General features: G+C 68.8%; 21 protein-coding genes. 10 read left to right on the forward strand and 11 right to left on the reverse strand.

What is annotated here, in order from left to right; translation table 11 throughout:
* Nucleotides 1-43: 43 nt before the first annotated feature.
* The 3 genes from PcP3B5_RS29565 (at nt 44) to PcP3B5_RS29575 (ending at nt 4542) form a co-directional block, all read left to right on the forward strand.
* Nucleotides 44-976, forward strand: a complete 933-nt coding sequence (locus PcP3B5_RS29565) for a hydrogen peroxide-inducible genes activator (protein WP_009614159.1) — start codon at nt 44-46, stop codon at nt 974-976.
* Nucleotides 973-3048 carry an ATP-dependent DNA helicase RecG gene (gene recG / locus PcP3B5_RS29570; protein WP_061563108.1) on the forward strand — a complete coding sequence of 692 codons (2076 nt, stop codon included), beginning with the start codon at nt 973-975 and terminating at the stop codon, nt 3046-3048. Before PcP3B5_RS29565 ends, recG begins: the two co-directional genes overlap by 4 nt.
* A gap of 93 nt (nt 3049-3141) precedes the next feature.
* Nucleotides 3142-4542, forward strand: a complete 1401-nt coding sequence (locus tag PcP3B5_RS29575) for an aminoacyl-tRNA deacylase and HDOD domain-containing protein (RefSeq protein ID WP_061563109.1) — start codon at nt 3142-3144, stop codon at nt 4540-4542.
* A gap of 384 nt (nt 4543-4926) precedes the next feature.
* On the opposite strand, the gene PcP3B5_RS29580 is transcribed toward PcP3B5_RS29575, so the two are convergent.
* The 10 genes from PcP3B5_RS29580 to glcD form a co-directional block, all read right to left on the reverse strand.
* Nucleotides 4927-5331: a helicase gene (locus PcP3B5_RS29580; RefSeq protein WP_043268101.1), complete on the reverse strand. Its 405-nt coding sequence runs from the start codon at nt 5329-5331 to the stop codon at nt 4927-4929.
* Between the two features lie 136 nt (nt 5332-5467).
* Complete coding sequence (locus PcP3B5_RS29585) at nt 5468-5740, reverse strand: HU family DNA-binding protein (protein WP_009614168.1); 273 nt, start codon at nt 5738-5740, stop codon at nt 5468-5470.
* A gap of 197 nt (nt 5741-5937) precedes the next feature.
* The gene (locus tag PcP3B5_RS29590; RefSeq protein WP_061563110.1) at nt 5938-7092 is read right to left on the reverse strand and encodes an NAD(P)/FAD-dependent oxidoreductase; all 1155 of its coding nucleotides are present in this window, start codon (nt 7090-7092) and stop codon (nt 5938-5940) included.
* A 71-nt stretch (nt 7093-7163) separates the two neighbouring features.
* Nucleotides 7164-7331 carry a rubredoxin gene (locus PcP3B5_RS29595; RefSeq protein ID WP_009614171.1) on the reverse strand — a complete coding sequence of 56 codons (168 nt, stop codon included), beginning with the start codon at nt 7329-7331 and terminating at the stop codon, nt 7164-7166.
* Between the two features lie 174 nt (nt 7332-7505).
* Nucleotides 7506-7673, reverse strand: coding sequence for a rubredoxin (locus tag PcP3B5_RS29600; RefSeq protein ID WP_009614173.1), 168 nt, complete (start codon nt 7671-7673; stop codon nt 7506-7508).
* Nucleotides 7674-8116: 443 nt separating this feature from the next.
* Nucleotides 8117-10294 (reverse strand): malate synthase G, encoded by a 2178-nt coding sequence (locus PcP3B5_RS29605; RefSeq protein ID WP_061563111.1) that lies wholly within the window; start codon nt 10292-10294, stop codon nt 8117-8119.
* 30 nt (nt 10295-10324) lie between these two features.
* Nucleotides 10325-10726 (reverse strand): heme-binding protein, encoded by a 402-nt coding sequence (locus tag PcP3B5_RS29610; protein ID WP_009614175.1) that lies wholly within the window; start codon nt 10724-10726, stop codon nt 10325-10327.
* Nucleotides 10727-10730: 4 nt separating this feature from the next.
* The gene (gene glcF / locus PcP3B5_RS29615; RefSeq protein ID WP_061563112.1) at nt 10731-11957 is read right to left on the reverse strand and encodes a glycolate oxidase subunit GlcF; all 1227 of its coding nucleotides are present in this window, start codon (nt 11955-11957) and stop codon (nt 10731-10733) included.
* A gap of 13 nt (nt 11958-11970) precedes the next feature.
* Nucleotides 11971-13050 carry a glycolate oxidase subunit GlcE gene (glcE, locus tag PcP3B5_RS29620; protein ID WP_061563113.1) on the reverse strand — a complete coding sequence of 360 codons (1080 nt, stop codon included), beginning with the start codon at nt 13048-13050 and terminating at the stop codon, nt 11971-11973.
* Nucleotides 13050-14549: a glycolate oxidase subunit GlcD gene (gene glcD / locus PcP3B5_RS29625; RefSeq protein ID WP_061563114.1), complete on the reverse strand. Its 1500-nt coding sequence runs from the start codon at nt 14547-14549 to the stop codon at nt 13050-13052. Before glcD ends, glcE begins: the two co-directional genes overlap by 1 nt.
* A gap of 251 nt (nt 14550-14800) precedes the next feature.
* Here glcD and glcC point away from each other — a divergent pair, with 251 nt between their 5' ends.
* The 3 genes from glcC (at nt 14801) to ubiA (ending at nt 17136) form a co-directional block, all read left to right on the forward strand.
* On the forward strand, nt 14801-15574 hold the full coding sequence (gene glcC / locus PcP3B5_RS29630; RefSeq protein ID WP_043268087.1) for a transcriptional regulator GlcC: 774 nt from the start codon (nt 14801-14803) through the stop codon (nt 15572-15574).
* An 85-nt stretch (nt 15575-15659) separates the two neighbouring features.
* On the forward strand, nt 15660-16217 hold the full coding sequence (locus tag PcP3B5_RS29635; RefSeq protein WP_043314995.1) for a chorismate lyase: 558 nt from the start codon (nt 15660-15662) through the stop codon (nt 16215-16217).
* Between the two features lie 28 nt (nt 16218-16245).
* Nucleotides 16246-17136: a 4-hydroxybenzoate octaprenyltransferase gene (ubiA, locus tag PcP3B5_RS29640; protein WP_009614183.1), complete on the forward strand. Its 891-nt coding sequence runs from the start codon at nt 16246-16248 to the stop codon at nt 17134-17136.
* A 97-nt stretch (nt 17137-17233) separates the two neighbouring features.
* Here the strand turns inward: ubiA and PcP3B5_RS29645 are convergent, their stop codons facing one another.
* Nucleotides 17234-17599 (reverse strand): COG4315 family predicted lipoprotein, encoded by a 366-nt coding sequence (locus PcP3B5_RS29645; RefSeq protein WP_058072120.1) that lies wholly within the window; start codon nt 17597-17599, stop codon nt 17234-17236.
* Between the two features lie 246 nt (nt 17600-17845).
* Between PcP3B5_RS29645 and phoB the strand changes: the two genes are divergently transcribed.
* From phoB to PcP3B5_RS29665, 4 genes are all read left to right on the forward strand, one after another.
* Complete coding sequence (phoB, locus tag PcP3B5_RS29650; RefSeq protein ID WP_009614187.1) at nt 17846-18535, forward strand: phosphate regulon transcriptional regulator PhoB; 690 nt, start codon at nt 17846-17848, stop codon at nt 18533-18535.
* A gap of 39 nt (nt 18536-18574) precedes the next feature.
* On the forward strand, nt 18575-19870 hold the full coding sequence (gene phoR, locus PcP3B5_RS29655; protein WP_009614188.1) for a phosphate regulon sensor histidine kinase PhoR: 1296 nt from the start codon (nt 18575-18577) through the stop codon (nt 19868-19870).
* A 70-nt stretch (nt 19871-19940) separates the two neighbouring features.
* A complete protein-coding gene (locus PcP3B5_RS29660) occupies nt 19941-21281 on the forward strand; it encodes a hemolysin family protein (RefSeq protein WP_009614189.1) in 1341 nt (446 codons plus the stop codon).
* Nucleotides 21282-21811: 530 nt separating this feature from the next.
* Nucleotides 21812-23125 carry a C4-dicarboxylate transporter DctA gene (locus PcP3B5_RS29665; protein ID WP_061563115.1) on the forward strand — a complete coding sequence of 438 codons (1314 nt, stop codon included), beginning with the start codon at nt 21812-21814 and terminating at the stop codon, nt 23123-23125.
* The last annotated feature ends 17 nt before the right edge of the window (nt 23126-23142 follow it).

The raw sequence follows: 23142 nt of genomic DNA on the forward strand, positions 1-23142 counted from the left end.
CGCGCAGCCGCTATGCTTGGCCCAACTCAACGGATTAGTCGCCATGACCCTCACCGAACTGCGCTACATCGTCACGCTCGCCCAGGAGCAGCATTTCGGCCGCGCCGCCGAGCGCTGCCACGTCAGCCAGCCGACCCTGTCGGTCGGCGTGAAGAAGCTGGAGGACGAGCTCGGCGTGCTGATCTTCGAGCGCAGCAAGAGCGCGGTGCGCCTGACCCCGGTGGGCGAAGGCATCGTGGCCCAGGCGCAGAAGGTGCTGGAGCAGGCCCAGGGCATCCGCGAGCTGGCCCAGGCCGGCAAGAACCAGTTGACCTCGCCGCTGAAGGTCGGCGCCATCTACACCATCGGCCCCTACCTGTTCCCGCACCTGATCCCGCAGCTGCACCGGGTGGCGCCGCAGATGCCGCTGTACATCGAAGAGAACTTCACCCACATCCTGCGCGACAAGCTGCGCACCGGCGAGCTGGACGCGATCATCATCGCCCTGCCGTTCCAGGAGGCCGACGTCCTCACCCTGCCGCTGTTCGACGAGCCCTTCTACGTGCTGATGCCGGCCGACCACCCCTGGACCGCCCGGCAGACCATCGATGCCGAGATGCTCAACGACAAGAGCCTGCTGCTGCTCGGCGAGGGCCACTGCTTCCGCGACCAGGTGCTGGAAGCCTGCCCGACCACCCGCAGGGGCGAGGAAAACCGCCACACCACCGTGGAATCCAGCTCGCTGGAGACCATCCGCCACATGGTCGCCTCCGGCCTGGGCGTGTCGGTGCTGCCGTTCTCGGCGGTGGACAGCCACCACTATGCCCCCGGGGTGATCGAGATCCGCCCGTTCACCCCACCGGCGCCGCTGCGCACCGTGGCCATCGCCTGGCGCGCCAGCTTCCCGCGGCCGCGCGCCATCGAGGTGCTGGCCGACTCCATCCGCCTGTGCTCGGTGGCCCGGCCGACCGCCAAGGGCGACGCCCAACCGGCATGACCGAGCTGGCCAACGTCCCGGTCACGGCGCTCAAGGGCGTCGGCGCCGCGCTGGAGGAAAAGCTGGCGCGGGTGGGCCTGGAAAACCTCCAGGACATCCTCTTCCACCTGCCGCTGCGCTACCAGGACCGCACCCGCGTCACCCCCATAGGCGCGCTGCGCCCGGGCCAGGACGCGGTGGTCGAGGGCGTGGTGTCCGGCGCCGACGTGGTCATGGGCAAGCGCCGCAGCCTGCTGGTGCGCCTGCAGGACGGCAGCGGCACCCTGAGCCTGCGCTTCTACCACTTCAGCCAGGCGCAGAAGGAAGGCCTCAAGCGCGGCACCCACCTGCGCTGCTACGGCGAGGCCCGCCCCGGCGCCTCGGGCCTGGAGATCTACCACCCCGAGTACCGCGCGCTGAACGACGCCGCGCCGGCCCCGGTGGAGCAGACCCTCACGCCCATCTACCCGACCACCGAAGGCCTCACCCAGCAGCGCCTGCGCACCCTCAGCCAGCAGGCCCTGGCGCGCCTGGGGCCGAACAGCCTGCCGGACTGGCTGCCCGAGGAGCTGGCCCGTGACTACCGCCTGGCGCCCCTCGACGAAGCCATCCGTTACCTGCACCGGCCGCCGCCGGACGCCAACCTGGAAGAACTCGCCGAGGGTCGCCACTGGGCCCAGCACCGCCTGGCCTTCGAGGAACTGCTGACGCACCAGCTGTCGCTGCAGCGCCTGCGCGAGAGCCTGCGCGCCCAGCACGCGCCCGAGCTGCCGCCGGCGAAGAAACTGCCGCAGCGCTTCCTGGCCAACCTCGGCTTCGCCCCCACCGGCGCGCAACAGCGCGTGGGCGCGGAGATCGCCTACGACCTGGCGCAGCCCGAACCCATGCTGCGCCTGGTGCAGGGCGACGTCGGCGCCGGCAAGACGGTGGTCGCCGCCCTGGCCGCGCTACAGGCCCTGGAGGCCGGCTACCAGGTGGCGCTGATGGCGCCCACGGAAATCCTCGCCGAACAGCACTACCTCAACTTCAGCAAGTGGATGCAGCCGCTGGGCATCGAGGTCGCCTGGCTGGCCGGCAAGCTCAAGGGCAAGGCGCGCGCCGCCGCACTGGAGCAGATCGCCGCCGGCGTGCCCATGGTGGTCGGCACCCACGCGCTGTTCCAGGACGAGGTGAAGTTCAAGCACCTGGCCCTGGTGATCATCGACGAGCAGCACCGCTTCGGCGTGCAGCAGCGCCTGGCCCTGCGCCAGAAGGGCGTCGACGGCCGGCTCTGCCCGCACCAGCTGATCATGACCGCCACGCCCATCCCGCGGACCCTGGCGATGAGCGCCTACGCCGACCTGGACACCTCGATCCTCGACGAGCTGCCGCCCGGGCGCACGCCGGTGAACACCGTGCTGGTCGCCGACAGCCGCCGCATCGAAGTGATCGAGCGCGTCCGCGCCGCCTGCCGCGAAGGCCGCCAGGCCTACTGGGTGTGCACGCTGATCGAAGAATCCGAAGAACTCACCTGCCAGGCCGCCGAGACCACCTACGAGGAACTCGCCGCGGCCCTGGGCGAATTGCGCGTGGGCCTGATCCACGGGCGCATGAAGCCGGCGGAGAAGGCCACGGTGATGGAGGCCTTCAAGGAGGGCCTGCTGCAACTGCTGGTGGCGACCACGGTGATCGAGGTCGGCGTGGACGTGCCCAACGCCAGCCTGATGATCATCGAGAACCCCGAGCGCCTCGGCCTGGCCCAGCTGCACCAACTGCGCGGGCGCGTCGGCCGCGGCAGCGCGGCGAGCCACTGCGTGCTGCTCTACCATCCGCCGCTGTCGCAGATCGGCCGCGAACGCCTGGCGATCATGCGCGAGACCTGCGACGGCTTCGTCATCGCCGAGCGCGACCTGGAGCTGCGCGGCCCCGGCGAGATGCTCGGGACGCGGCAGACCGGTCTGCTACAGTTCAAGGTCGCGGACCTGATGCGCGACGCCGACCTGCTGCCGGCGGTGCGCGACGCCGCCCAGGCCCTGCTGGCGCGCTGGCCGCAGCACGTCGGCCCGCTGCTGGAGCGTTGGCTCCGACATGGCCAGCAATACGGTCAAGTGTGACCTGCTTCAATTTCACCGGTCGGATGACTGGCCAGTCACGAATAGCCGCTGGGTATACTCCCGGCTGCAGTTGCTAACCGGATCACAAAGCCCATGAGCGAAGCCGCACTCGCCGAAGCCATCCCCGCCCCATCGGTCATCCTCCAGCTGCTCGGCCGCCTCGGCGTGCCCTGCCGCGAGCTGCCCGACGACGACCAGCTGCCCAGCGCCCGCCGCGTGCAGGCGAGCCTGCTGGAAGACTCGGTGGGCACCCTGCTGGTGCTCTTCCCGCAGAACCAGCTGCTGGACCTCAACCGCCTGACCGAGCTGACCGGGCGCAAGCTGCTGGCGATCAAGCCGGAGCGCCTGGAGCGCATGCTCGGCAAGCACCAGCTCAGCCGCCTGCCGGCGCTGCCGCCGCTGACCAGCTCGCCCTGCCTGTACGACGAGCGCCTGCTGCAGGAGCCGCAGCTGCTGATCGAATCCGGCAACCCCGGCACCCTGCTGGAGATCGCCACCGGCGACTTCCGCCAGGTGCTGGAGAAGGCCAGCGCGGCGCGCTTCGGCGTACCCCTGGAGCAGATCCGGCCGAACCTCGACCGCCCCAACGACGATCGCGCCGAGATCACCCAGGCGGTGCAGGCCTTCACCGCGCGGCGCATCCAGCAGCGCCTGGAAGAGACCATCGAGATCCCGCCGCTGCCCAAGACCGCACAGAAGATCATCAAGCTGCGGGTGGACCCCAACGCCACCGTGGACGACATCACCGGCGTGGTCGAGACCGACCCGGCGCTGGCCGCCCAGGTGGTCAGCTGGGCCGCCTCGCCCTACTACGCCGCGCCCGGCAAGATCCGCTCGGTGGAAGACGCCATCGTCCGCGTGCTGGGCTTCGACCTGGTGATCAACCTGGCCCTCGGCCTGGCCCTGGGCAAGACCCTGAGCCTGCCCAAGGACCAGCCGCAGCACGCCACGCCCTACTGGCAGCAGGCGATCTACACCGCCGCGGTGATCGAGGGCCTGACCCGCGCAGTGCCCCGCGCCGAGCGCCCGGAAGCCGGCCTGACCTACCTCGGCGGGCTGCTGCACAGCATCGGCTACCTGGTCCTGGCGCACATCTTCCCGCCGCACTTCTCGCTGATCTGCCGGCACCTGGAGGTCAACCCGCACGTGCCGCACAACCTTGTCGAGCAGCACCTGCTGGGCATCACCCGCGAGCAGATCGGCGCCTGGCTGATGCGCGCCTGGGACATGCCCGAGGAGATCTACACCGCGCTGCGCTTCCAGCACGACCCGGACTACGCCGGCCCCAATGCCGCCTACGCCAACCTGGTCTGCCTGGCTACCCGCCTGCTGCGCCAGAACGGCATCGGCAGCGGCCCGCAGCAGGGCGTGCCGCAAGCCCTGCTCGACTGCCTGGACATCCCCCGGGAAAGGGCCGAGGACGCGGTGCGCAAGGTACTGGACGCCGAAGCCGTGCTGCGCGAGCTGGCTTCGCAGATGAACAGCCCGCACTGATCTGGCTGCGGACAGACCTGTAGGAGCGCGCCCTCCGGCAAACACAAGACCCGTAGGATGGCGTTGAGCGAAGCGATACCATCGCCACGACCGCATGGGTTTCGCCAAGGCTCAACCCATCCTACGAAAAGCGCCTTGGCGCAGCCGGCAAGACAGTTGCTCCTACAGGGGAATGCCGCGGGTGGCGCAGCGTAGCGGAACTCATCCGCGAATCGCGCCGATATGTCCGGCTATCGCGGACAAGGTCCGCTCCTACAGGGGGAATGCCATGCATCCCAGCGAACTGTAGGAGCGGGCCCTGCCCGCGATTTCGCGCGCAGGGCGCGCTCCTACATGAGGAATGCCGTGCCTCGCGGTGAACGGTAGGAGCGGACAAGGGCAGCCTCAGGCCGCTTCCTTCTCCACCGCCTTGGCCGCGGCTTTCTTCTTCGGCTTGAGGTACTTCACCAGGCCCTGGAACCAGATCACCAGCGCCGGGTTGCCCTGGATCTGGATGTCCTTGTTCTGGATGCCCTGCATGAAGGCCAGCTGCGGGTTCTTCGAGGTGAGGGTGGCGAAGCCGTAGGCGCTGTCGCGGAAGCCGATGGCGAAGGCCGGCTGCGGGTGCACGCCGCGGCGGGCGCTGACGCGTTGGTCGCGGACGATGTAGTGGCGGGCAACCTTGCCGTCCAGGCTGTGCAGCTGGAACACCAGGTCCTTGCCCTCGAGCTGCTGGCGGAAGGCCGGGTTGTCGCGCGAGGACTTGGCCATCATACGGCCGAGGAACCACAACAGAAGACGGAATTTCATGCACAGACCTCGGCGTTCGAGACAAATGACTGCGCATTGTAGCGATTAGCCGAAAGGACTACATCCGTACTTTCGAAGGGAAATGTAACGGCGAGAGTAGCCCGGAGCCGCTCTGGCTCCGGGGCTGGGAACAGCCTTAGTTGACGGCGTCCTTCAGGGCCTTGCCCGGCTTGAAGGCAACGGTGTTGCTGGCCTTGATCTTCACCGGCTGGCCGGTCTGCGGGTTCTTGCCGGTGCGGGCGCCACGGTGGCGCTGGATGAAGGTGCCAAAACCAACGAGGGTGACGCTGTCTTTGCGGTTCAGCGCGCCGGTGATCTCATCCAGCAGCGCGTTCAGCACCTTGTTGGCTTGTTCTTTGGTGAGGTCGGCCTTCTCGGCGATCGCGGCGGCGAGTTCTGGTTTACGCATAGATGCCTCTTTGACGGTTTGTTGTTTTTGTGTCCGTGCTGTCTTCCCAACAGCGCCTAAGGCACCGCGGCCCAGGCCCTACAGGCTCTAGGCTGCGGCAGACGGGGGGAGGATGGCACGCCGCAGGCTGGTACGCCAGTATCGTCTGACAATTTGCGGATACATTCCCACGACAGAAGCGCCATAACCGAGGACTTTCAAGCCAGAAGTGCCGGCAACTCCTTGTTCAGCGAGAGTTTTTCGCTGACTGCCGCGCCGGTCAGGGCGTAGCCGAGCAAGCGACCGGCGGTATCCCGGCATAGCACCTTGAGGTCCGCGCCAGAGCCTTCCACGAGCCATTGGCCATCGCTGCCGCGGGGCGGCGGCGAGACCACCAGCGGGCACACCGGGGTCTTCACGGTGACCGGCATGGGGCCGTAAGACACTGCTGTCGGCTTGCCCGCCAGGGTCTGGGCCAGGGCGCGGGCGCAGCTCATCAGCGGCATCACGTAGAGCAGGTTGAAGCCGTCGACCTCGGCGCAATCGCCCAGGGCGTAGATGTTGGCGTGGGAGGTGCGCAGCTCGCGGTTCACCACCACGCCGCGGTTGACCTCCAGGCCCGACTCGGCGGCCAGGTCGATGCGCGGGCGCAGGCCGACGGCCGAGACCACCAGGTCGCAGGGGATCACCTGGCCATCCGACAGGTGCGCCTCCAGGCTCTCGCCGGCGCGCTCCAGGCGGTTGAGCACCGGGCCCAGGTGGAAGCGTACGCCCAGGCCTTCCAGGCCGGCCTGCACGGCCGCCGCGGCGGCGGGGTGCAGCAGGCCGGGCATGACCTGCTCGCAGGGGGCGACTACGTCGATCCGGTAGCCGCCGGCGGACAGGTCGTTGGCGAACTCGCAGCCGATCAGGCCGGCGCCCAGCAGCAGCACGCGGCGCTTGCCGGCGGCCGCGGCGCGGAAGCGCGCGTAGTCCTCCAGGTCGTTGATCGGGAAGATGGCGTCCAGGGCGTCGCCCTGCACCGGCACGCGGATCGTCTCGGCGCCCCAGGCCAGCACCAGGTCGCGGTACTCGACCTGCTCCTCGCCGATCCAGATGCGCTTGTGCCCCGGGTCGATGCCGGTGACGCGGGTGTGGGTGAGGATGCGCGCCTTCAGCTGCTCGGCCATGGCGCCGGGCTCGGCCATGGCCAGGCCGTCGGCGTCCTTGTTCTTGGAGAAGCCGGTGGAGAGCATCGGCTTGGAGTAGGAGCGGCCGTCGTCGGCGGTGATCAGCAGCAGCGGGCTTTCCGCGTCCAGCTTGCGCCATTCGCGCGCCAGGTTGTAACCGGCCAGGCCGGTGCCGATGATCACCAGCGGTGCGTTCTCGCTCATTGGATTCTCCACATCGAACGGGACCGAGCGGCTTGGCCGGCTCGGTGGAATTCAGGGTTTCGCGGGGCCTGTCAGGCGATCTCGATCATCTCGAAGTCGATCTTGCCCACGCCGCAGTCGGGGCAGACCCAGTCGGCGGGAATGTCTTCCCAGCGGGTACCGGGGGCGATGCCCTCCTCGGGCAGGCCGAGGGCCTCGTCGTAGATGAAGCCACAGACCACGCATTGCCATTTGCGCATCGTCGAACCTCCTGCGGGTTGCCAGGGCAACCTAGCGCACTTTTCCGCCCCCCGCCAAGGGCAGGGTTGCCGGCGCCCGGCGGCAGCCCGGCCAAGCGCGCGAAGCGCTCAAGCACGGGGCCGGACACGAAAACGGCGGCCACTGGCCGCCGCTCGCAGGGATGCCGGGACGGCTCAGCCGATTTCGATCATCTCGAAGTCCAGCTTGCCGACGCCGCAGTCCGGGCACAGCCAGTCCTCGGGCACGTCTTCCCAGCGGGTGCCCGCTGCGATGCCCTCTTCCGGCCAGCCTTGGGATTCGTCATAGATGAGTCCGCAGACTACGCATTGCCACTTTTTCATTGTCTACCCCTCGGGCGGGTTACCACGGTTGCGGCCGCACGCTAACGCAATTCCCGGCGTGCGCCAAGACGCCATCGGGCGGTTGGGCGGGCGTTGGGGGCCAACCAAAGATGGGTGGTGCGTGGGTGGGGGTTGGCTTTTCGTAGGAGCGAGCTTGCTCGCGAATGGTGCTCATCTGAAATGTCGGTGTTTTGGTGTGGCACCGCACCCTCTCCCTAACCCTCTCCCTGAAGGGAGAGGGGACCGTTCGGCGTGCTCGGATATTTCAGAGTCAGCCGGCAGCTCTGCAGTTTCCGGCTGAAACCATTCCTTCTCTCGGCACGGGCTAGCCCCCTCTCCCTTCAGGGAGAGGGCTGGGGAGAGGGGCTCTTCAGGACGCGCACCGACCCCAGCCGGCAAAACTCCGTTCGCGAGCAAGCTCGCTCCTACACCCAGGGGCGAACTCAGTGCTGCGCCTTGTACCGCAAGCGCCAGGCATGCAGCAGCGGCTCGGTGTAGCCGCTGGGCTGCTCGCGCCCCTTGAACACCAGGTCGCTGGCCGCCTGGAAGGCCGCCGAACCCTGGTAGTCCGCAGCCATCGGGCAGTAGGCCGGATCACCTGCGTTCTGCTGGTCGACCACCTTGGCCATGCGCTCCAGGGTCTCGCGCACCTGAGCCTCGCCGACCACGCCGTGGTGCAGCCAGTTGGCGATGTGCTGGCTGGAGATGCGCAGCGTTGCGCGGTCTTCCATCAGGCCGACGTCATGGATGTCCGGCACCTTGGAGCAGCCGACGCCCTGTTCGACCCAGCGCACCACGTAGCCGAGGATGCCCTGGCAGTTGTTGTCCAGCTCTTCCTGGCGCGCCTCGGCGCTCCAGTCGGCGGACGCGGCCACTGGAATCGTCAGCAGGTCGTCGAGCAGTTCGTCGCGCACGCCGGCCAGGTCGACCTTCTGCAGCTCGCCCTGTACCGCCTGCACGTCCACCTGGTGGTAGTGCAGGGCGTGCAGGGTGGCGGCGGTGGGCGACGGCACCCAGGCGGTGGTGGCGCCGGATTTCGGGTGGCCGATCTTCTGTTCCAGCATGGCCGCCATCAGGTCCGGCATGGCCCACATGCCCTTGCCGATCTGCGCGCGGCCGCGCAGGCCGCAGGCCAGGCCGACCAGCACGTTGTTGCGCTCGTAGGCGGCGATCCACTTGGTGCTCTTCATGTCACCCTTGCGCAGCATCGGGCCGGCTTCCATGGCGCTGTGCATTTCGTCGCCGGTGCGGTCGAGGAAGCCGGTGTTGATGAACACCACCCGCGCCGCGGCGGCGCCGATGCAGGCCTGGAGGTTGACGCTGGTGCGCCGCTCCTCGTCCATGATGCCCATCTTCAGGGTATTGCGCGGTAGGCCGAGGACGTCCTCGACGCGGCCGAACAGCTCGTCGGCGAAGGCCACTTCGGCCGGGCCGTGCATCTTCGGCTTGACGATGTAGACGCTGCCGGTGCGCGAGTTGCCCTTGCGCTGCAGGTCGTGGATGGCGACCAGGCCGGTCAGCACCGCGTCCATGATGCCCTCGGGGATTTCCGCGCCGCTCTCGTCGAGGATCGCCGGGGTGGTCATCAGGTGGCCGACGTTGCGGACGAACAGCAGCGAGCGGCCGTGCAGGGTCAGGCTGGAACCGTCGGCGGCGGTGTACTGGCGGTCCGCGTTCATGCGCCGGACGAAGCTCTGGCCGCCCTTCTCCACCGCCTCGCTGAGGTCGCCCTTCATCAGGCCCAGCAGGTTGCGGTAGACCAGGGTCTTGTCCTCGGCATCCACCGCGGCCACCGAGTCCTCACAGTCGAGGATGGTGCTCAGCGCGGCCTCGACCAGCACGTCCTTCACCCCGGCGGCGTCGGTCTGGCCGATGGGGCTGGTGGGGTCGATCTGGATCTCGAAGTGCAGGCCGTTGTTCTTCAGCAGCACGGCCTTGGGCGACAGCGGCTCGCCCTGGTAGCCGGCGAATTTCGCCGGCTCGGCCAGGCCGGCGACGCTGCCGTCCTCCAGGGTCACGCGCAGCTGGCCCTGCTCGATGCGGTAGGCGCTGGCGTCGGCGTGGCTGCCCTGGGCCAGCGGCGCGGCCTGGTCGAGGAAGGCGCGGGCGAAGGCGATGACCTTCTCGCCGCGGCGCGGGTTGTAGCCCTTGCCCTTCTCGGCGCCGTCGTCCTCGCTGATGGCGTCGGTGCCGTAGAGCGCGTCGTACAGCGAGCCCCAGCGGGCGTTGGCGGCGTTCAGCGCGTAGCGGGCGTTCATCACCGGCACCACCAGCTGCGGGCCGGCCTGCCGGGTGATCTCGCTGTCGACGTTGGCGGTGCTGGCCTGCACGGCGGCGGGCGCCGGCAGCAGGTAGCCGATGGATTCGAGGAAGGCGCGGTAGGCCGGCATGTCCTGGATCGGGCCCGGGTGGGCGCGGTGCCAGGTGTCCAGCTCGGTCTGCAGGCGGTCGCGCTCGGCGAGCAGCCCGCGGTTCTTCGGCGCCAGCTCGTGGACCAGGGCGTCGAAGCCCTTCCAGAAGGCCTCGGCCTGCACGCCGGTGCCCGGCAGGGCTTCTTCCTCGATGAAGCGTTGCAGCACGTCGGCGACCTGCAGGCGCTGGCGGGTGATTCGTTGGGTCATCGCAAGGTTCTCCTGTGCTTCGTCGAGTGCTTAGAGCGCGGCCACGCCGGCCTTGGCCACCTGGGCATCCTGCGCGGCCTGCACGCCGGAGACGCCCACCGCGCCGATCACCTGGCCGTCATGGATGACCGGCACGCCGCCTTCCAGGGTGCCCTGCAGCACGGGGGCGGAGAGGAAGGCGGTGCGGCCGTTGTTGATCATTTCTTCGTACAGGCGCGTTTCGCGGCGGCCCAGGGCGGCGCTGCGGGCCTTCTCGGTGGCGATGTAGGCGCCGACCGGCGCACAGCCATCCAGGCGCTCCAGCGCCAGCGGGTGGCCGCCGTCGTCCACGACCACGATGGCCACCGCCCATTGGTTGGCCTGGGCCTCGGCGCGGGCGGCGGCGAGGATGCGGGTGACTTCTTGCTGGGTGAGTACGGCTTTGCTTTGCATGGCGTCAGTTTCCGGTGCTGAGGGCGTGGTCGACCAGTTCGATCCAGTGCCGGACGGGGGTGCGTCCGGCGCCGTCGAGGTGGGTCTGGCAGCCGATGTTGGCGGTAGCGATCAGGTCGGGCCGACCGCTTTCCAGGGCGTCCAGCTTGTTGTCGCGCAGCTTGTGCGAGAGCTCCGGCTGGGTCAGTGAATAGGTGCCGGCCGAGCCGCAGCAGAGGTGGCTGTCGGGCACCGCGGTGAGGTTGAAGCCCAGGCGCTTGAGCACCGCCTCGACGGCGCCGCCGAGCTTCTGCGCGTGCTGCAGGGTGCAGGGGCAGTGGAAGGCGAGGGTCTGGTCGCAGTTCAGGCCGAGGCTTTCCAACGGTTCGGCGCGGATCACTTCCACCAGGTCCTTGGCCAGTTCGCTGACGCGCCTGGCCTTGGCCGCGTACTGCGGGTCGTCGCGCAGCAGGTAGCCGTATTCCTTGACGAAGGCGCCGCAGCCGCTGGCCGTCTGCACGATGGCCTCGGCGCCGCTCTCGATGGCCGGCCACCAGGCGTCGATGTTGCGCCGGGCGCGGTCCAGGCCGGTGTCCTGGGCGTTGAGGTGGTAGTCCACGGCGCCGCAGCAGCCGGCCTGGGCCGCCGCGGTGATGCTGATGCCGAGGCGGTCCAGCACCCGCGCGGTGGCCGAGTTGGTGTTGGGCGACAGCGCCGGCTGCACGCAGCCTTCGAGCATCAGCACGCGGCGCTGGTGGCGCTGGGCCGGGCGCACGCCGGCCGGGGCGATGGCCCGCGGCAGGTGGCTGCGCAGGGCCACGGGAAGGATCGGCCGCAGCGCCTCGCCGGTGTTCACCAGCGCCTTGAACAGCGCCGGGCGCGGCACGATGGCGCGCAGGCCGCCGCGCAGCAGGCGCTCGCCCAGCGGCCGCGGCACGCGCACTTCGATGGCGGCGCGGCCGATGTCCAGCAGCTTGTGGTACTCCACGCCGGAGGGGCAGGTGGTTTCGCAGTTGCGGCAGGTCAAGCAGCGGTCAAGGTGTTCCTGGGTCTTCTCGCTGACCTGGTCCTGTTCGAGGAACTGCTTGATCAGGTAGATGCGTCCGCGCGGGCCGTCCAGTTCGTCGCCCAGTTCCTGGTAGGTCGGGCAGGTGGCGTTGCAGAAGCCGCAGTGCACGCAACTGCGCAGGATGCGTTCGGCTTCCTCGGCGTGGGCCAGGCGTTTGGCCGCTTCGCTCAGGTTGGTCTGCATAGGTCTATCCGCGTCAGAAGTCGGCGTACATGCGCCCGGGGTTGAAGATGCCCTGCGGGTCGAGCTGGCGCTTCAGCGAGCGGTGCAGCTTGAGCAGGGGCGCCGGCAGCGGGTGCAGCGGCGCGTCGACGTGGCCCGGGGTGAAGCAGCTGGCGTGGCCGCCGACGGCGCTCACGGCCTGGCGGATTTCCGCGGCGTTGGCCTCGGATTTCAGCCAGCGCTGCGCGCCGCCCCAGTCCAGCAGCTGCTCGCCGGGCAGCGCCAGCGGCGCGCTCAGCGCCGGCAGCGACAGGCGCCAGAGCGGCCGCGGGTCGCGGAAGAAGTCCAGGCGCTGTTCGCGCAGGTCGTCCCACCAGGCGTCGTCCAGGGCGTCGCCGCCGATGCGGTCGCAGGCGGCGCGAACCGAACCTTCGTTGCCTTCGAAGCGCAGGTACAGGTGCTCGCCGTCATGGGCGGCGGCGCTCAGCGGCAGCGGCTGCTGGCCCCATTCGCCGAGGCGCAGCAGGGCGCGCTCCAGCGGGATGGCCTGGCGCAGGCTGATGCGGCAGCGTGGCTTGGGCAGGACCTTGAACGAGGCCTCGGTGATCACACCCAGGCAACCGAAGCTGCCGGCCAGCAGGCGCGACAGGTCGTAGCCGGCGACGTTCTTCATCACCTCGCCGCCGAAGCGCAGGTGGGTGCCCAGGCCACTGATCAGCCGGGTGCCGAGGACGAAGTCGCGCACCGCGCCAGCCCAGGGCCGGCGCGGGCCGGACAGCCCGGCGGCGAGCATGCCGCCGACCGTGGCGTTCTCGGTGAAACAGGGCGCCTCGCAGGCGAGCATCTGCCCGGCGCTGTCCAGCGCGGCGTTCAGCTCGCGCAGCGGGGTGCCGGCGCGGGCGGTGATCACCAGTTCGGTGGGGTCGTAGGAGACGATGCCGGTGTGCCCGGCCACGTCCAGCGGGCGGGCCTCCACCCAGCGGCCGAGGAAGGCCTTGCTGGAGCCGCCGCGGATGGCCAGGGCGGTCTTTTCCGCCAGGGCCTGGCGCACCTGTTCGAGCAGCTCGGCGCTGCGGTCGTGGCCGGCCCGGGGGTCGAAGTGCTGTTTGTCCATCAGAAGCGCTCCAGTTCCGGGAACGGCAGCTGGCCGTGGTGGATGTGCATGGCGCCGAACTCGGCGCAGCGGTGCAGGGTCGGGATGTTCTTGCCCGGGTTGAGCAGGCCCTGCGGGTCGAAGGCGGCCTTCACGGCGTGGAACAGGGTCAGCTCGTCGCTGTTGAACTGGGCGCACATCTGGTTGATCTTCTCGCGGCCCACGCCGTGCTCGCCGGTGATGCTGCCGCCCACCGCCACGCAGAGTTCGAGGATCTTCCCGCCCAGGGCCTCGGCGCGTTCCAGTTCGCCGGGGACGTTGGCATCGAAGAGGATCAGCGGGTGCATGTTGCCGTCGCCGGCGTGAAACACGTTGGCCACCCGCAGGCCGTACTCGTCGGACAGCTCGGCGATGCCGTTGAGCACCCGCGGCAGTTCGCGGCGCGGGATGGTGCCGTCCATGCAGTAGTAGTCCGGCGAGATGCGCCCCACCGCCGGGAAGGCGTTCTTGCGCCCGGCCCAGAACTTGGCGCGTTCCTCCTCGTCGCGGGCCAGGCGCACGTCGGTGGCGCCGGCCTTGCGCAGCACGGCGTCGACGCGCTCGCAGTCCTCGTGCACGTCGGACTCCACGCCGTCCAGCTCGCACAGCAGGATGGCCGCGGCGTCCACCGGGTAGCCGGCGTGGATGAAGTCCTCGGCGGCGCGGATCGACAGGTTGTCCATCATCTCCAGGCCGCCGGGGATGATGCCCTCGGCGATGATGTCGCCCACCGCGCGGCCGGCCTTCTCGACGTCCTCGAAGCTGGCCATCAGCACCTTGGCCACCTGCGGCTTGGGCAGCAGCTTGACGGTCACCTCGACCACCACGCCGAGCATGCCTTCGGAGCCGGTGAACAGCGCCAGCAGGTCGAAGCCGGGGCTGTCGAGGGCGTCGGAGCCGAGGGTCAGGCGCTCGCCTTCGACGGTGAGGACTTCCACCTTGAGCAGGTTGTGCACCGTCAGCCCGTACTTCAGGCAGTGCACGCCGCCGGCGTTCTCGGCGACGTTGCCGCCGATGGAACAGGCGATCTGCGAGGACGGGTCCGGCGCGTAGTACAGGCCGTGGGGCGCGGCGGCCAGGGAAATGGCCAGGTTGCGCACGCCGGGCTGCACCCGGGCATAGCGGCCTTCGGGGTTCACTTCGAGGATGCGCTTGAAGCGCGCCATCACCAGCAGCACGCCCTGCTCCAGCGGCAGCGCGCCGCCGGACAGCCCGGTGCCGGCGCCGCGGGCGACCACCGGCACCTGCATGCGGTGGCACAGGCGCAGCAGGCTCTGCACCTGCTCGACGTGTTCGGGCAGCACCACCAGCATCGGCGTGCTGCGGTAGGCGGAGAGGCCGTCGCACTCGTAGGGGCGCAGGTCCTCGGCCTCGTGGAGGATCTCCAGGTCCGGCAGCGCGGCGCGCAGTTCGGCGAGCAGCGCGGCCTTGTCCACCTTCGGCAGTGCGCCGTCGAGGCGCTCATCGTAGAGGATGTTCATCGGGTCTCACACGGTGGTTTTTCTTATGGGTGGCGCCGCCCGGCGGGCCGGGCGGCTGCTGGACTGACGGGTCTCAGGTCGGCGCAGACTGGACCGCCGGGCGGGGCTGCGTCCAGTTGCCGCAGCACTGGTCCTACCAGTTTAGCCCTTGAACTTTCGGCCAAGACGCCGCTCAGCGGCCTTATCAAAGCGCTCCGGGTGGTCTACAGTGGCGCCAGACATTCGAACTGGTAGGACCAGTTGGAGGACGAATGGAAGGCGAAAGCACGGCCACCCGCGCCCGGGTGGCCGACCAGGTGGCCGAGCGCATCGAGCGGCTGATCGTCGACGGCGTGCTCAAGGTCGGCCAGGCGCTGCCCTCGGAACGGCGCCTGGTGGACAAGCTCGGCTGCTCGCGCTCGGCGCTGCGCGAGGGCCTGCGCATCCTCCGCGGGCGCGGCATCATCGACACCGAGCAGGGCCGCGGCTCCTTCGTCGCCGACCTCAGCCGGGCCAACGACGCCACGCCGCTGATGCACCTGTTCGCCTCGCAGCCGCGCACCCTCTACGACCTGCTGGAGGTGCGCGCCCTGCTGGAGGGCGAATCCGCGCGCCTGGCCGCGCTGCGCGCCACCGACGCCGATCTGATCCTGCTCAAGCGCCGCTACGAGGAGATGCTGCTGGCGCAGAGCGAGACGCCGCCGCCGGACCCGCGCGAACACGCCCGCCGCGACCACGCCTTCCACCGGGCCATCAGCGAGGCCTCGCACAACCCGGTGCTGGTGCACACCCTGCAGTCGCTCAGCGAACTGATGCTCAGCACCGTGTTCGCCTCGGTGAACAACCTCTACCACCGGCCGGTGCAGAAGCGGCAGATCGACCGCCAGCACACGCGCCTGTACAACGCCATCGTCGAGCGCCTGCCGGACCAGGCCCAGCGCGCCGCCCGCGAACATATCCACAGCATCCGCGACAACCTGCGCGAGATCGAGCAGGAGGAGCAGCGCCTGGTCCGCGCCACCATGCGCCTGCAGGGCTGGGAATGAGCCGCGGGCGGCGCTCGGGGCGATAGGTCGCAGGCTAACGATCGGCGTTCCGTGGTACCCTGCGGCGGTCCTACGTCAGCGTTGAATTCCCGTGTCCGACCTTTCCGTACCTCTGCCGAACTGGCTCAACGAAGACCAGTTGCCGGCCAACGTCGAGCCCGCCGTGCACGACTGGCTGTTCGACCAGGGCTCCCTGACCCGCCGCCTCACCGCCCTCGCCGAAGGCGCCTTCAGCGTCGAACCGCTGGCCGAGGGCTGGCAGGTGCTGCGCGACGACGAATGCAAGGCGCTGGGCGTGCCCAGCCACAGCCAGGGCTGGGTGCGCGAGGTCTACCTGCGCGGCCACGGCCAGCCATGGGTCTTCGCCCGCAGCGTGGCGCCCCGCTCGGCCCTGGAGGCCTCGGGCTTCGACCTGGCGCAGCTCGGCAGCCGCTCCCTGGGCGAGCTGCTGTTCAGCGACAGCGCCTTCCGCCGCGACGTCATCGAGGTGTGCCTGTACCCCGCGCCCTTCCTGCCCCTGGAGGTGCGCCGCGCGCTGCTCTGGGGCCGCCGCTCGTGCTTCCGCCGCGAGCGCCTGGGCGTGCTGGTGGCCGAGGTGTTCCTGCCGCGCCTGTGGCGCGCAGCCGGAGTCGAGGCCGTATAATCCCTCCGGTCGACCGCCGGAGCCCGCCATGTTCGCCGCCCTGATCAAACCCCTCGCCCGCCTGCACCCCCGCGCCTGGGACTTCATCCTGCTGACGCGCATGGACAAGCCCATCGGCATCTACCTGCTGCTGTGGCCGACGCTGTGGGCGCTGTGGATGGCCAGCGGCGGCCTGCCCAGCCTGAAAAACCTGGTGATCTTCGTCCTCGGCACCGTGCTGATGCGCGCCGCCGGCTGCGTGATCAACGACTTCGCCGACCGTGACTTCGACGGCCACGTGGCGCGCACCAAGGCGCGGCCCCTGGCCACCGGCAAAATCAGCGTGAGCGAAGCCTGGATCGCCTTCTTCGCCCTGCTGGCCAGCAGCTTCGTGCTGGTGCTGTGCACCAACGAGCAGACCATCTGGCTGTCCTTCGGCGGCGCCGCCATTGCCGCGCTCTATCCCTTCATGAAGCGCTACACCTACTACCCGCAGGTGGTGCTCGGCGCGGCCTTCTCCTGGGGCATCCCCATGGCCTTCACCGCCGCCAGCGGCACGCTGCCGGCCGCGGCCTGGCTGCTGTTCTTCGCCAACGTGCTATGGACGGTGGCCTACGACACCTACTACGCCATGACCGACCGCGAGGACGACCTGAAGATCGGGGTGAAGTCCACCGCCATCCTCTTCGGCGACGCCGACCGGGTGATCAACCTGACCCTCCAGGGCCTGATGCTCCTGCTGCTGGTGCTGGCCGCCGGCAAGCTGCACATGGGCCTGTGGTTCTACGCCGGCCTGGCGGTGGCCGCCGGCTGCTTCGCCTGGGAATTCCACTCCACCCGCGACCGCGACCCGCAGGCCTGCTTCAAGGCCTTCCTGCACAACCACTGGGCGGGCCTGGCGATCTTCGTCGGCACCGTGGTGGATTACGCGCTGCGCTGATCCGGGCGCCTACCCTACGGGCAAGAAACGGCTCCCTGTAGGAGCGCGCCCTGCGCGCGAATCGCGGGCAGGGCCCGCTACACGGATCCCTTCCGTATCACGGCTTGGCGATGTGCCAGGCGTTCATCTTGCCGTCGCCCTTCACTTCGCCCGCGGCCTTGTCCTGGACGAAGGTGTACAGCGGCTTGCCCTTGTAGGCCCACTGCTGGGTGCCGTCGTCGCGGGTGATCACGCTCCAGTCGCCGCTGGCCATGGCGCCGGTCTCGGCGGCCAGGGGCGGCCAGTTCTGCGCGCACTTGTCGTTGCACACCGACTTGCCGCCGCTGTCCTTGTCGAAGGTGTACAGCGTCATGCCCTTGGCATCGACCAGCATGCCGTTCTTGGTCATCGCCGGTTCCGCCGCCTGCGCCGCCAGGGCCGGCAGCGCCAGGCCCAGGGCCAGCGCCAGGTGTTTGCAGTTCATCGTGAATCTCCTCTTCTGAGGTAGGACTCGCAAGGAAGGCGCGGCGGGAACGGCGGCAGGTCGGGCAGGCCGTCACAACGGCCCCGGTGGCGCGCATGGGGCCGCCCGGAACAGGGCGGTCACGACAGCATAGTAGAGCGCCCCGTTCCCCGCCGGGCGCCTGCCTCGGCTAACATGCCCGCGTCACATCGCTGTAATAATTCCGTTATCTAATGCGGCGCAGTACAGAATTCCCGAGGCAAGACCATGGTTGGCAAGACAATCCTCATCGTTGACGACGAAGCGCCGATCCGCGAGATGATCGCCGTGGCCCTGGAGATGGCCGGCTACGAATGCCTGGAGGCGGAGAACGCCCAGCAGGCCCACGCCACCATCGTCGACCGCAAGCCGGACCTGATCCTGCTCGACTGGATGCTGCCGGGCACCTCCGGCATCGAGCTGGCGCGGCGCCTGAAGCGCGACGAGATGACCCAGGGCATCCCGATCATCATGCTCACCGCCAAGGGCGAGGAGGACAACAAGATCCAGGGTCTTGAGGTCGGCGCCGACGACTACATCACCAAGCCCTTCTCGCCGCGCGAGCTGGTGGCCCGCCTGAAGGCCGTGCTGCGCCGCACCGGCGCCGGCGACAGCGAGACGCCGATCGAGGTCGGCGGCCTGCTGCTCGACCCCATCAGCCACCGCGTCACCATCGACGGCAAGCCGGCCGAGATGGGCCCCACCGAGTACCGCCTGCTGCAGTTCTTCATGACCCACCAGGAGCGCGCCTACACCCGCGGCCAGTTGCTGGACCAGGTGTGGGGCGGCAACGTCTACGTGGAGGAACGCACCGTCGACGTGCACATCCGCCGCCTGCGCAAGGCCCTGGGCGAGGTCTACGAGAACCTGGTGCAGACGGTCCGCGGAACCGGCTATCGTTTCTCCACCAAGAGCTGACCGCGCCCCCGCGCCTGATATTCACAAGGAAAGGACCTGGTGAACCAAGACTGGCGTGGCGCCCTGATCCGCCATCTGCTGTTGTTGATAGTCGCCGCCGCGCTGATCGGCGCGGTGAGCGGGCAATACGGTTGGGCCCTGGCAGGCTGCCTGGGCGTCTACCTCGGCTGGACCCTCTGGCAGGTGCTGCGCCTGCACAAATGGCTGAAGAACCACCGCGAGGACGAACCGCCGCCGGACGGCTACGGCCTGTGGGGCGAGGTGTTCGACAGCATCTACCACCTGCAGCGGCGCAACCAGCGCGCCCGCGGGCGCCTGCAGGCGGTGATCGACCGCATGCAGGAATCCACCGCGGCGCTGCGCGATGCGGTGGTCATGCTCGACGCCGACGGCAACCTGGAGTGGTGGAACCTCGCCGCCGAACGCCTGCTCGGCCTGAAGAGCCCGCAGGACGGCGGCCAGGCGGTGACCAACCTGATCCGCAACCCGCGCTTCAAGGAATACTTCGCCCGCGGCGACTACCAGGAGCCGCTGGACATGCCCTCGCCGGTGGACGACAAGCTGCTGCTGCAGTTCCAGATCACCCTCTACGGCAACGGCGAGCACCTGATGCTGGTCCGCGACGTCACCCGCGTGCAGCGCCTGGAGCAGATGCGCAAGGACTTCGTCGCCAACGTCTCCCACGAGCTGCGCACGCCGCTGACGGTGATCGCCGGCTACCTGGAGACCTTCCTCGACAACGCCGAGAACATCAACCCGCGCTGGGCCCGCGCCCTGCAGCAGATGCAGCAGCAGGCCGCGCGCATGCAGGGCCTGCTCAACGACCTGCTGCTGCTGGCCAAGCTGGAAGCCACCGACTACCCGGCGGACAACAAGCCGGTGGCGGTGGACCTGATGCTGCTGGCCATCCGCAACGACGCCCAGGCGCTGTCCGGCGCCCGCGAGCACCGCATCAGCCTGGAGGCCGACCCCAGGGTGAAGCTCAAGGGCAGCGAGGCCGAGCTGCGCAGCGCCTTCTCCAACCTGGTGTTCAACGCGGTCAAGTACACCCCCGAGGGCGGCGAAATCCGCATCCGCTGGTGGGGCGACGAGCAGGGCGCGCACCTGTCGGTGCAGGACAGCGGCATCGGCATCGACCCCAAGCACCTGCCGCGCCTGACCGAGCGCTTCTACCGCGTGGACTCCAGCCGCAACGCCAGCACCGGCGGCACCGGCCTGGGCCTGGCCATCGTCAAGCACGTGCTGATCCGCCACCGCGCCACCCTGGACATCAGCAGCGTGCCGGGCAAGGGCAGCAGCTTCGTCTGCCACTTCCCGCGGCAGCAGGTCGCCTGAACCAAGGTCATCTTGCCAGCGCCGCACGCTGCCGCCATGCTTACCCGCTCATTCATCAGCCAACAGAACCATGGACCCTTCCCCCAGTAGCGAATTGCTGACCTATTTCGCCGATTTCGGCCTCGTACTCTTCGCCCTTCTCCTCGTCCTGCTCAACGGCTTCTTCGTCGCCGCCGAGTTCGCCATGGTCAAGCTGCGCGCCACCCGCGTGGAGACCATCGCCAAGCAGCACGGCTGGCGCGGCAGCATCCTGCGCAAGGTGCACAACCAGCTCGACGCCTACCTCTCCGCCTGCCAGCTGGGCATCACCCTGGCCTCCCTGGGCCTGGGCTGGGTCGGCGAGCCGGCCTTCGCCGAGCTGCTGGAGCCGCTGCTGGCCGCGGTGGGCGTGCACTCCGAGGAAATCATCCGCGGCGTGTCCTTCTTCAGCGCCTTCTTCATCATCTCCTACCTGCACATCGTGGTCGGCGAGCTGGCGCCCAAGAGCTGGGCGATCCGCAAGCCAGAGCTGCTGTCGCTGTGGACCGCGGTGCCGCTGTACCTGTTCTACTGGGCGATGTACCCGGCCATCTGGCTGCTCAACGCCAGCGCCAACACCATCCTCAAGATCGCCGGCCAGGGCGAGCCGGGGCCGCACCACGAGCACCACTACAGCCGCGAAGAGCTCAAGCTGATCCTGCACTCCAGCCGCGGCCAGGACCCCAGCGACCAGGGCATGCGCGTGCTGGCCTCGGCGGTGGAGCTGGGCGAGCTGGAAGTGGTGGACTGGGCCAACTCCCGCGAAGACCTGGTCTACCTGGAGCGCCACGCGCCGCTGGCCGACGTGCTGGCGACCATCCGCCGGCACAAGTACAGCCGCTACCCGGTGTTCGACGCCGAGAAGGGCGAGTTCACCGGCCTGCTGCACATCAAGGACCTGCTGCTGGAGCTGGCGACCACCGACAGCCAGCCGGAAACCATCGACCTGGACGAACTGGCCCACCCGCTGGAGCTGGTGACCAAGCACATGCCGCTGTCGCGCCTGCTGGAGCAGTTCCGCCAGGGCGGCGCGCACTTCGCCCTGGTAGAGGAAGCCGACCACAAGGTGATCGGCTACCTGACCATGGAAGACGTGCTGGAAGTGCTGGTCGGCGACATCCAGGACGAGCACCGCAAGACCGAGCGCGGCATCCTCGCCTACCAGCCGGGCAAGCTGCTGGTGCGCGGCGACACCCCGCTGTTCAAGCTGGAGCGCCTGCTGGGCATCGACCTCGACCACATCGAGGCGGACACCCTCGCCGGCCTGGTCTACGAGACCCTGAAGCGCGTGCCGGAAGAGGAAGAAGTGCTGGAAGCCGAAGGCCTGCGCATCATCGTGAAGAAGATGAAGGGTCCGAAGATCGTATTGGCCAAGGTGGTCAAGATGGATTGAAGGCAGCTGCAGGCCGTAGGCTATAGGCTATAGGCTATAGGCTATAGGCTATAGGCTAAGAGCGGGTGCGGGCTCGCTCCTGCTTCCGGTCTGACCAGTCATGTGGGGCGCTTTTCGTAGGATGAGTTGAGCTTGCGAAACCCATGCTGTTGCGGTGATGGGTATCGCTTCGCTCAATCCATCCTACGGGTGTCGTGTTTGCCGGGAGATGTAGGAGCGGACTCCGTCCGCGATCGGGATGGCCTACACACCGGCCTGACCAGTTGCGTTCCACCCACGGGCCCTCCCCCATCGCCCACTAAAAAATCCCCACCCCCAGCAGCTCGTTGGAAGCTCCGTCCTAGAGCTTCCACGTCCTACTCAAAGGCCACTCCCCAAAACCACTCGTCGCCCCATCGCCGCATTCGCTCTTGCCAGCGGCGCCGCATGGGCATAAGTTGCACTGGTCTGACCGGTAATACCAGAACAATAACTGCGCGCCTCAGCCCTCCCCCGTGGATGCGGACGGGCGCAGACAACGGAGACCTTCAATGCTCATCCACCGCTGTTCCCGCTCGATCTTCCTGCAAGTGGTGCTCGGCCTGGCCCTCGGCGTGCTGTTCGGTGTCGGCCTGCCGGAGCTTTCGTCCCAGCTCAAGCCCCTGGGCGACGGCTTCATCAAGCTGATCAAGATGCTCATCGCGCTCATCGTGTTCTGCGTGGTGGTCAACGGCATCTCCGGCGCCGGCGACCTGAAGAAGGTCGGGCGCATCGGCCTGAAGTCGGTGGTCTACTTCGAGATCCTCACCACCATCGCCCTCCTCCTCGGCCTGCTGGTGGCCTACGGCAGCGGCCTGGGCAACGGCGCCAACATCGACCTGAACGGCCTCTCCGCCGGCGATGCCGCGACCTACGCCGCGCACACCAAGGACATTCACGGGCCGGTGGACTTCATCATGGGGCTGATTCCCACTTCGGTGTTCAGCGCCTTCGCCAACAACGACATCCTCCAGGTGCTGGTGTTCGCCGTGCTGTTCGGCAGCGCCCTGAACCTGGTGGGCGAGCAGGCCAGCGGCGTGGCGCGGCTGATCAACGAGTTCAGCCACGTGGTCTTCCGCATCATGGGCATGATCGTGCGCCTGGCGCCGCTGGGCGTGTTCGGCGCCGTGGCCTTCACCACCAGCCGCTACGGCCTGGAGTCGCTGAGCCACCTGGGCGCGCTGGTGCTGGTGTTCTACCTCACCTGCATCCTCTTCGTATGCCTGGTGCTGGGCACCGTGCTGCGCCTGAGCGGCGTGCGCCTGCGGCCGTTCCTGCGCTACTTCCGCGAAGAACTGCTGATCGTCCTCGGCACCGCCTCTTCCGACGCCGTGCTGCCGCAGGTGATGCGCAAGCTGGAGAACATGGGCATCCGCAGCTCCACCGTGGGCCTGGTGATCCCCACCGGCTACTCCTTCAACCTCGACGGCTTCTCCATCTACCTGACCCTGGCGGTGGTGTTCATCGCCCATGCCACCGGCACGCCGCTGGCCATCAGCGACCTGCTGACCATCCTGCTGGTGTCGCTGGTGACCTCCAAGGGCGCCCACGGCATCCCCGGCTCGGCCCTGGTGATCCTCGCCGCCACCCTCGCCGCGGTGCCGGCCATCCCCGCTGCGGGCCTGGTGCTGGTGCTCTCGGTGGACTGGTTCATGGGCATCGGCCGGGCGCTGACCAACCTGATCGGCAACTGCGTCGCTACCGTGGTCATCGCCCGCTGGGAAAACGACATCGACCTGCAACGCACACGTTCGGTACTCAACGGCGAACCCGGGGCGAACAAGACCCTGATCGCCACGCCCGGCAAGGGCGAACTGCGCGGCTGACGACAGCCGCCGCGCGC

This window comes from Pseudomonas citronellolis (assembly GCF_001586155.1).
In the GTDB taxonomy this organism is placed as follows: Bacteria; Pseudomonadota; Gammaproteobacteria; order Pseudomonadales; family Pseudomonadaceae; genus Pseudomonas; species Pseudomonas citronellolis.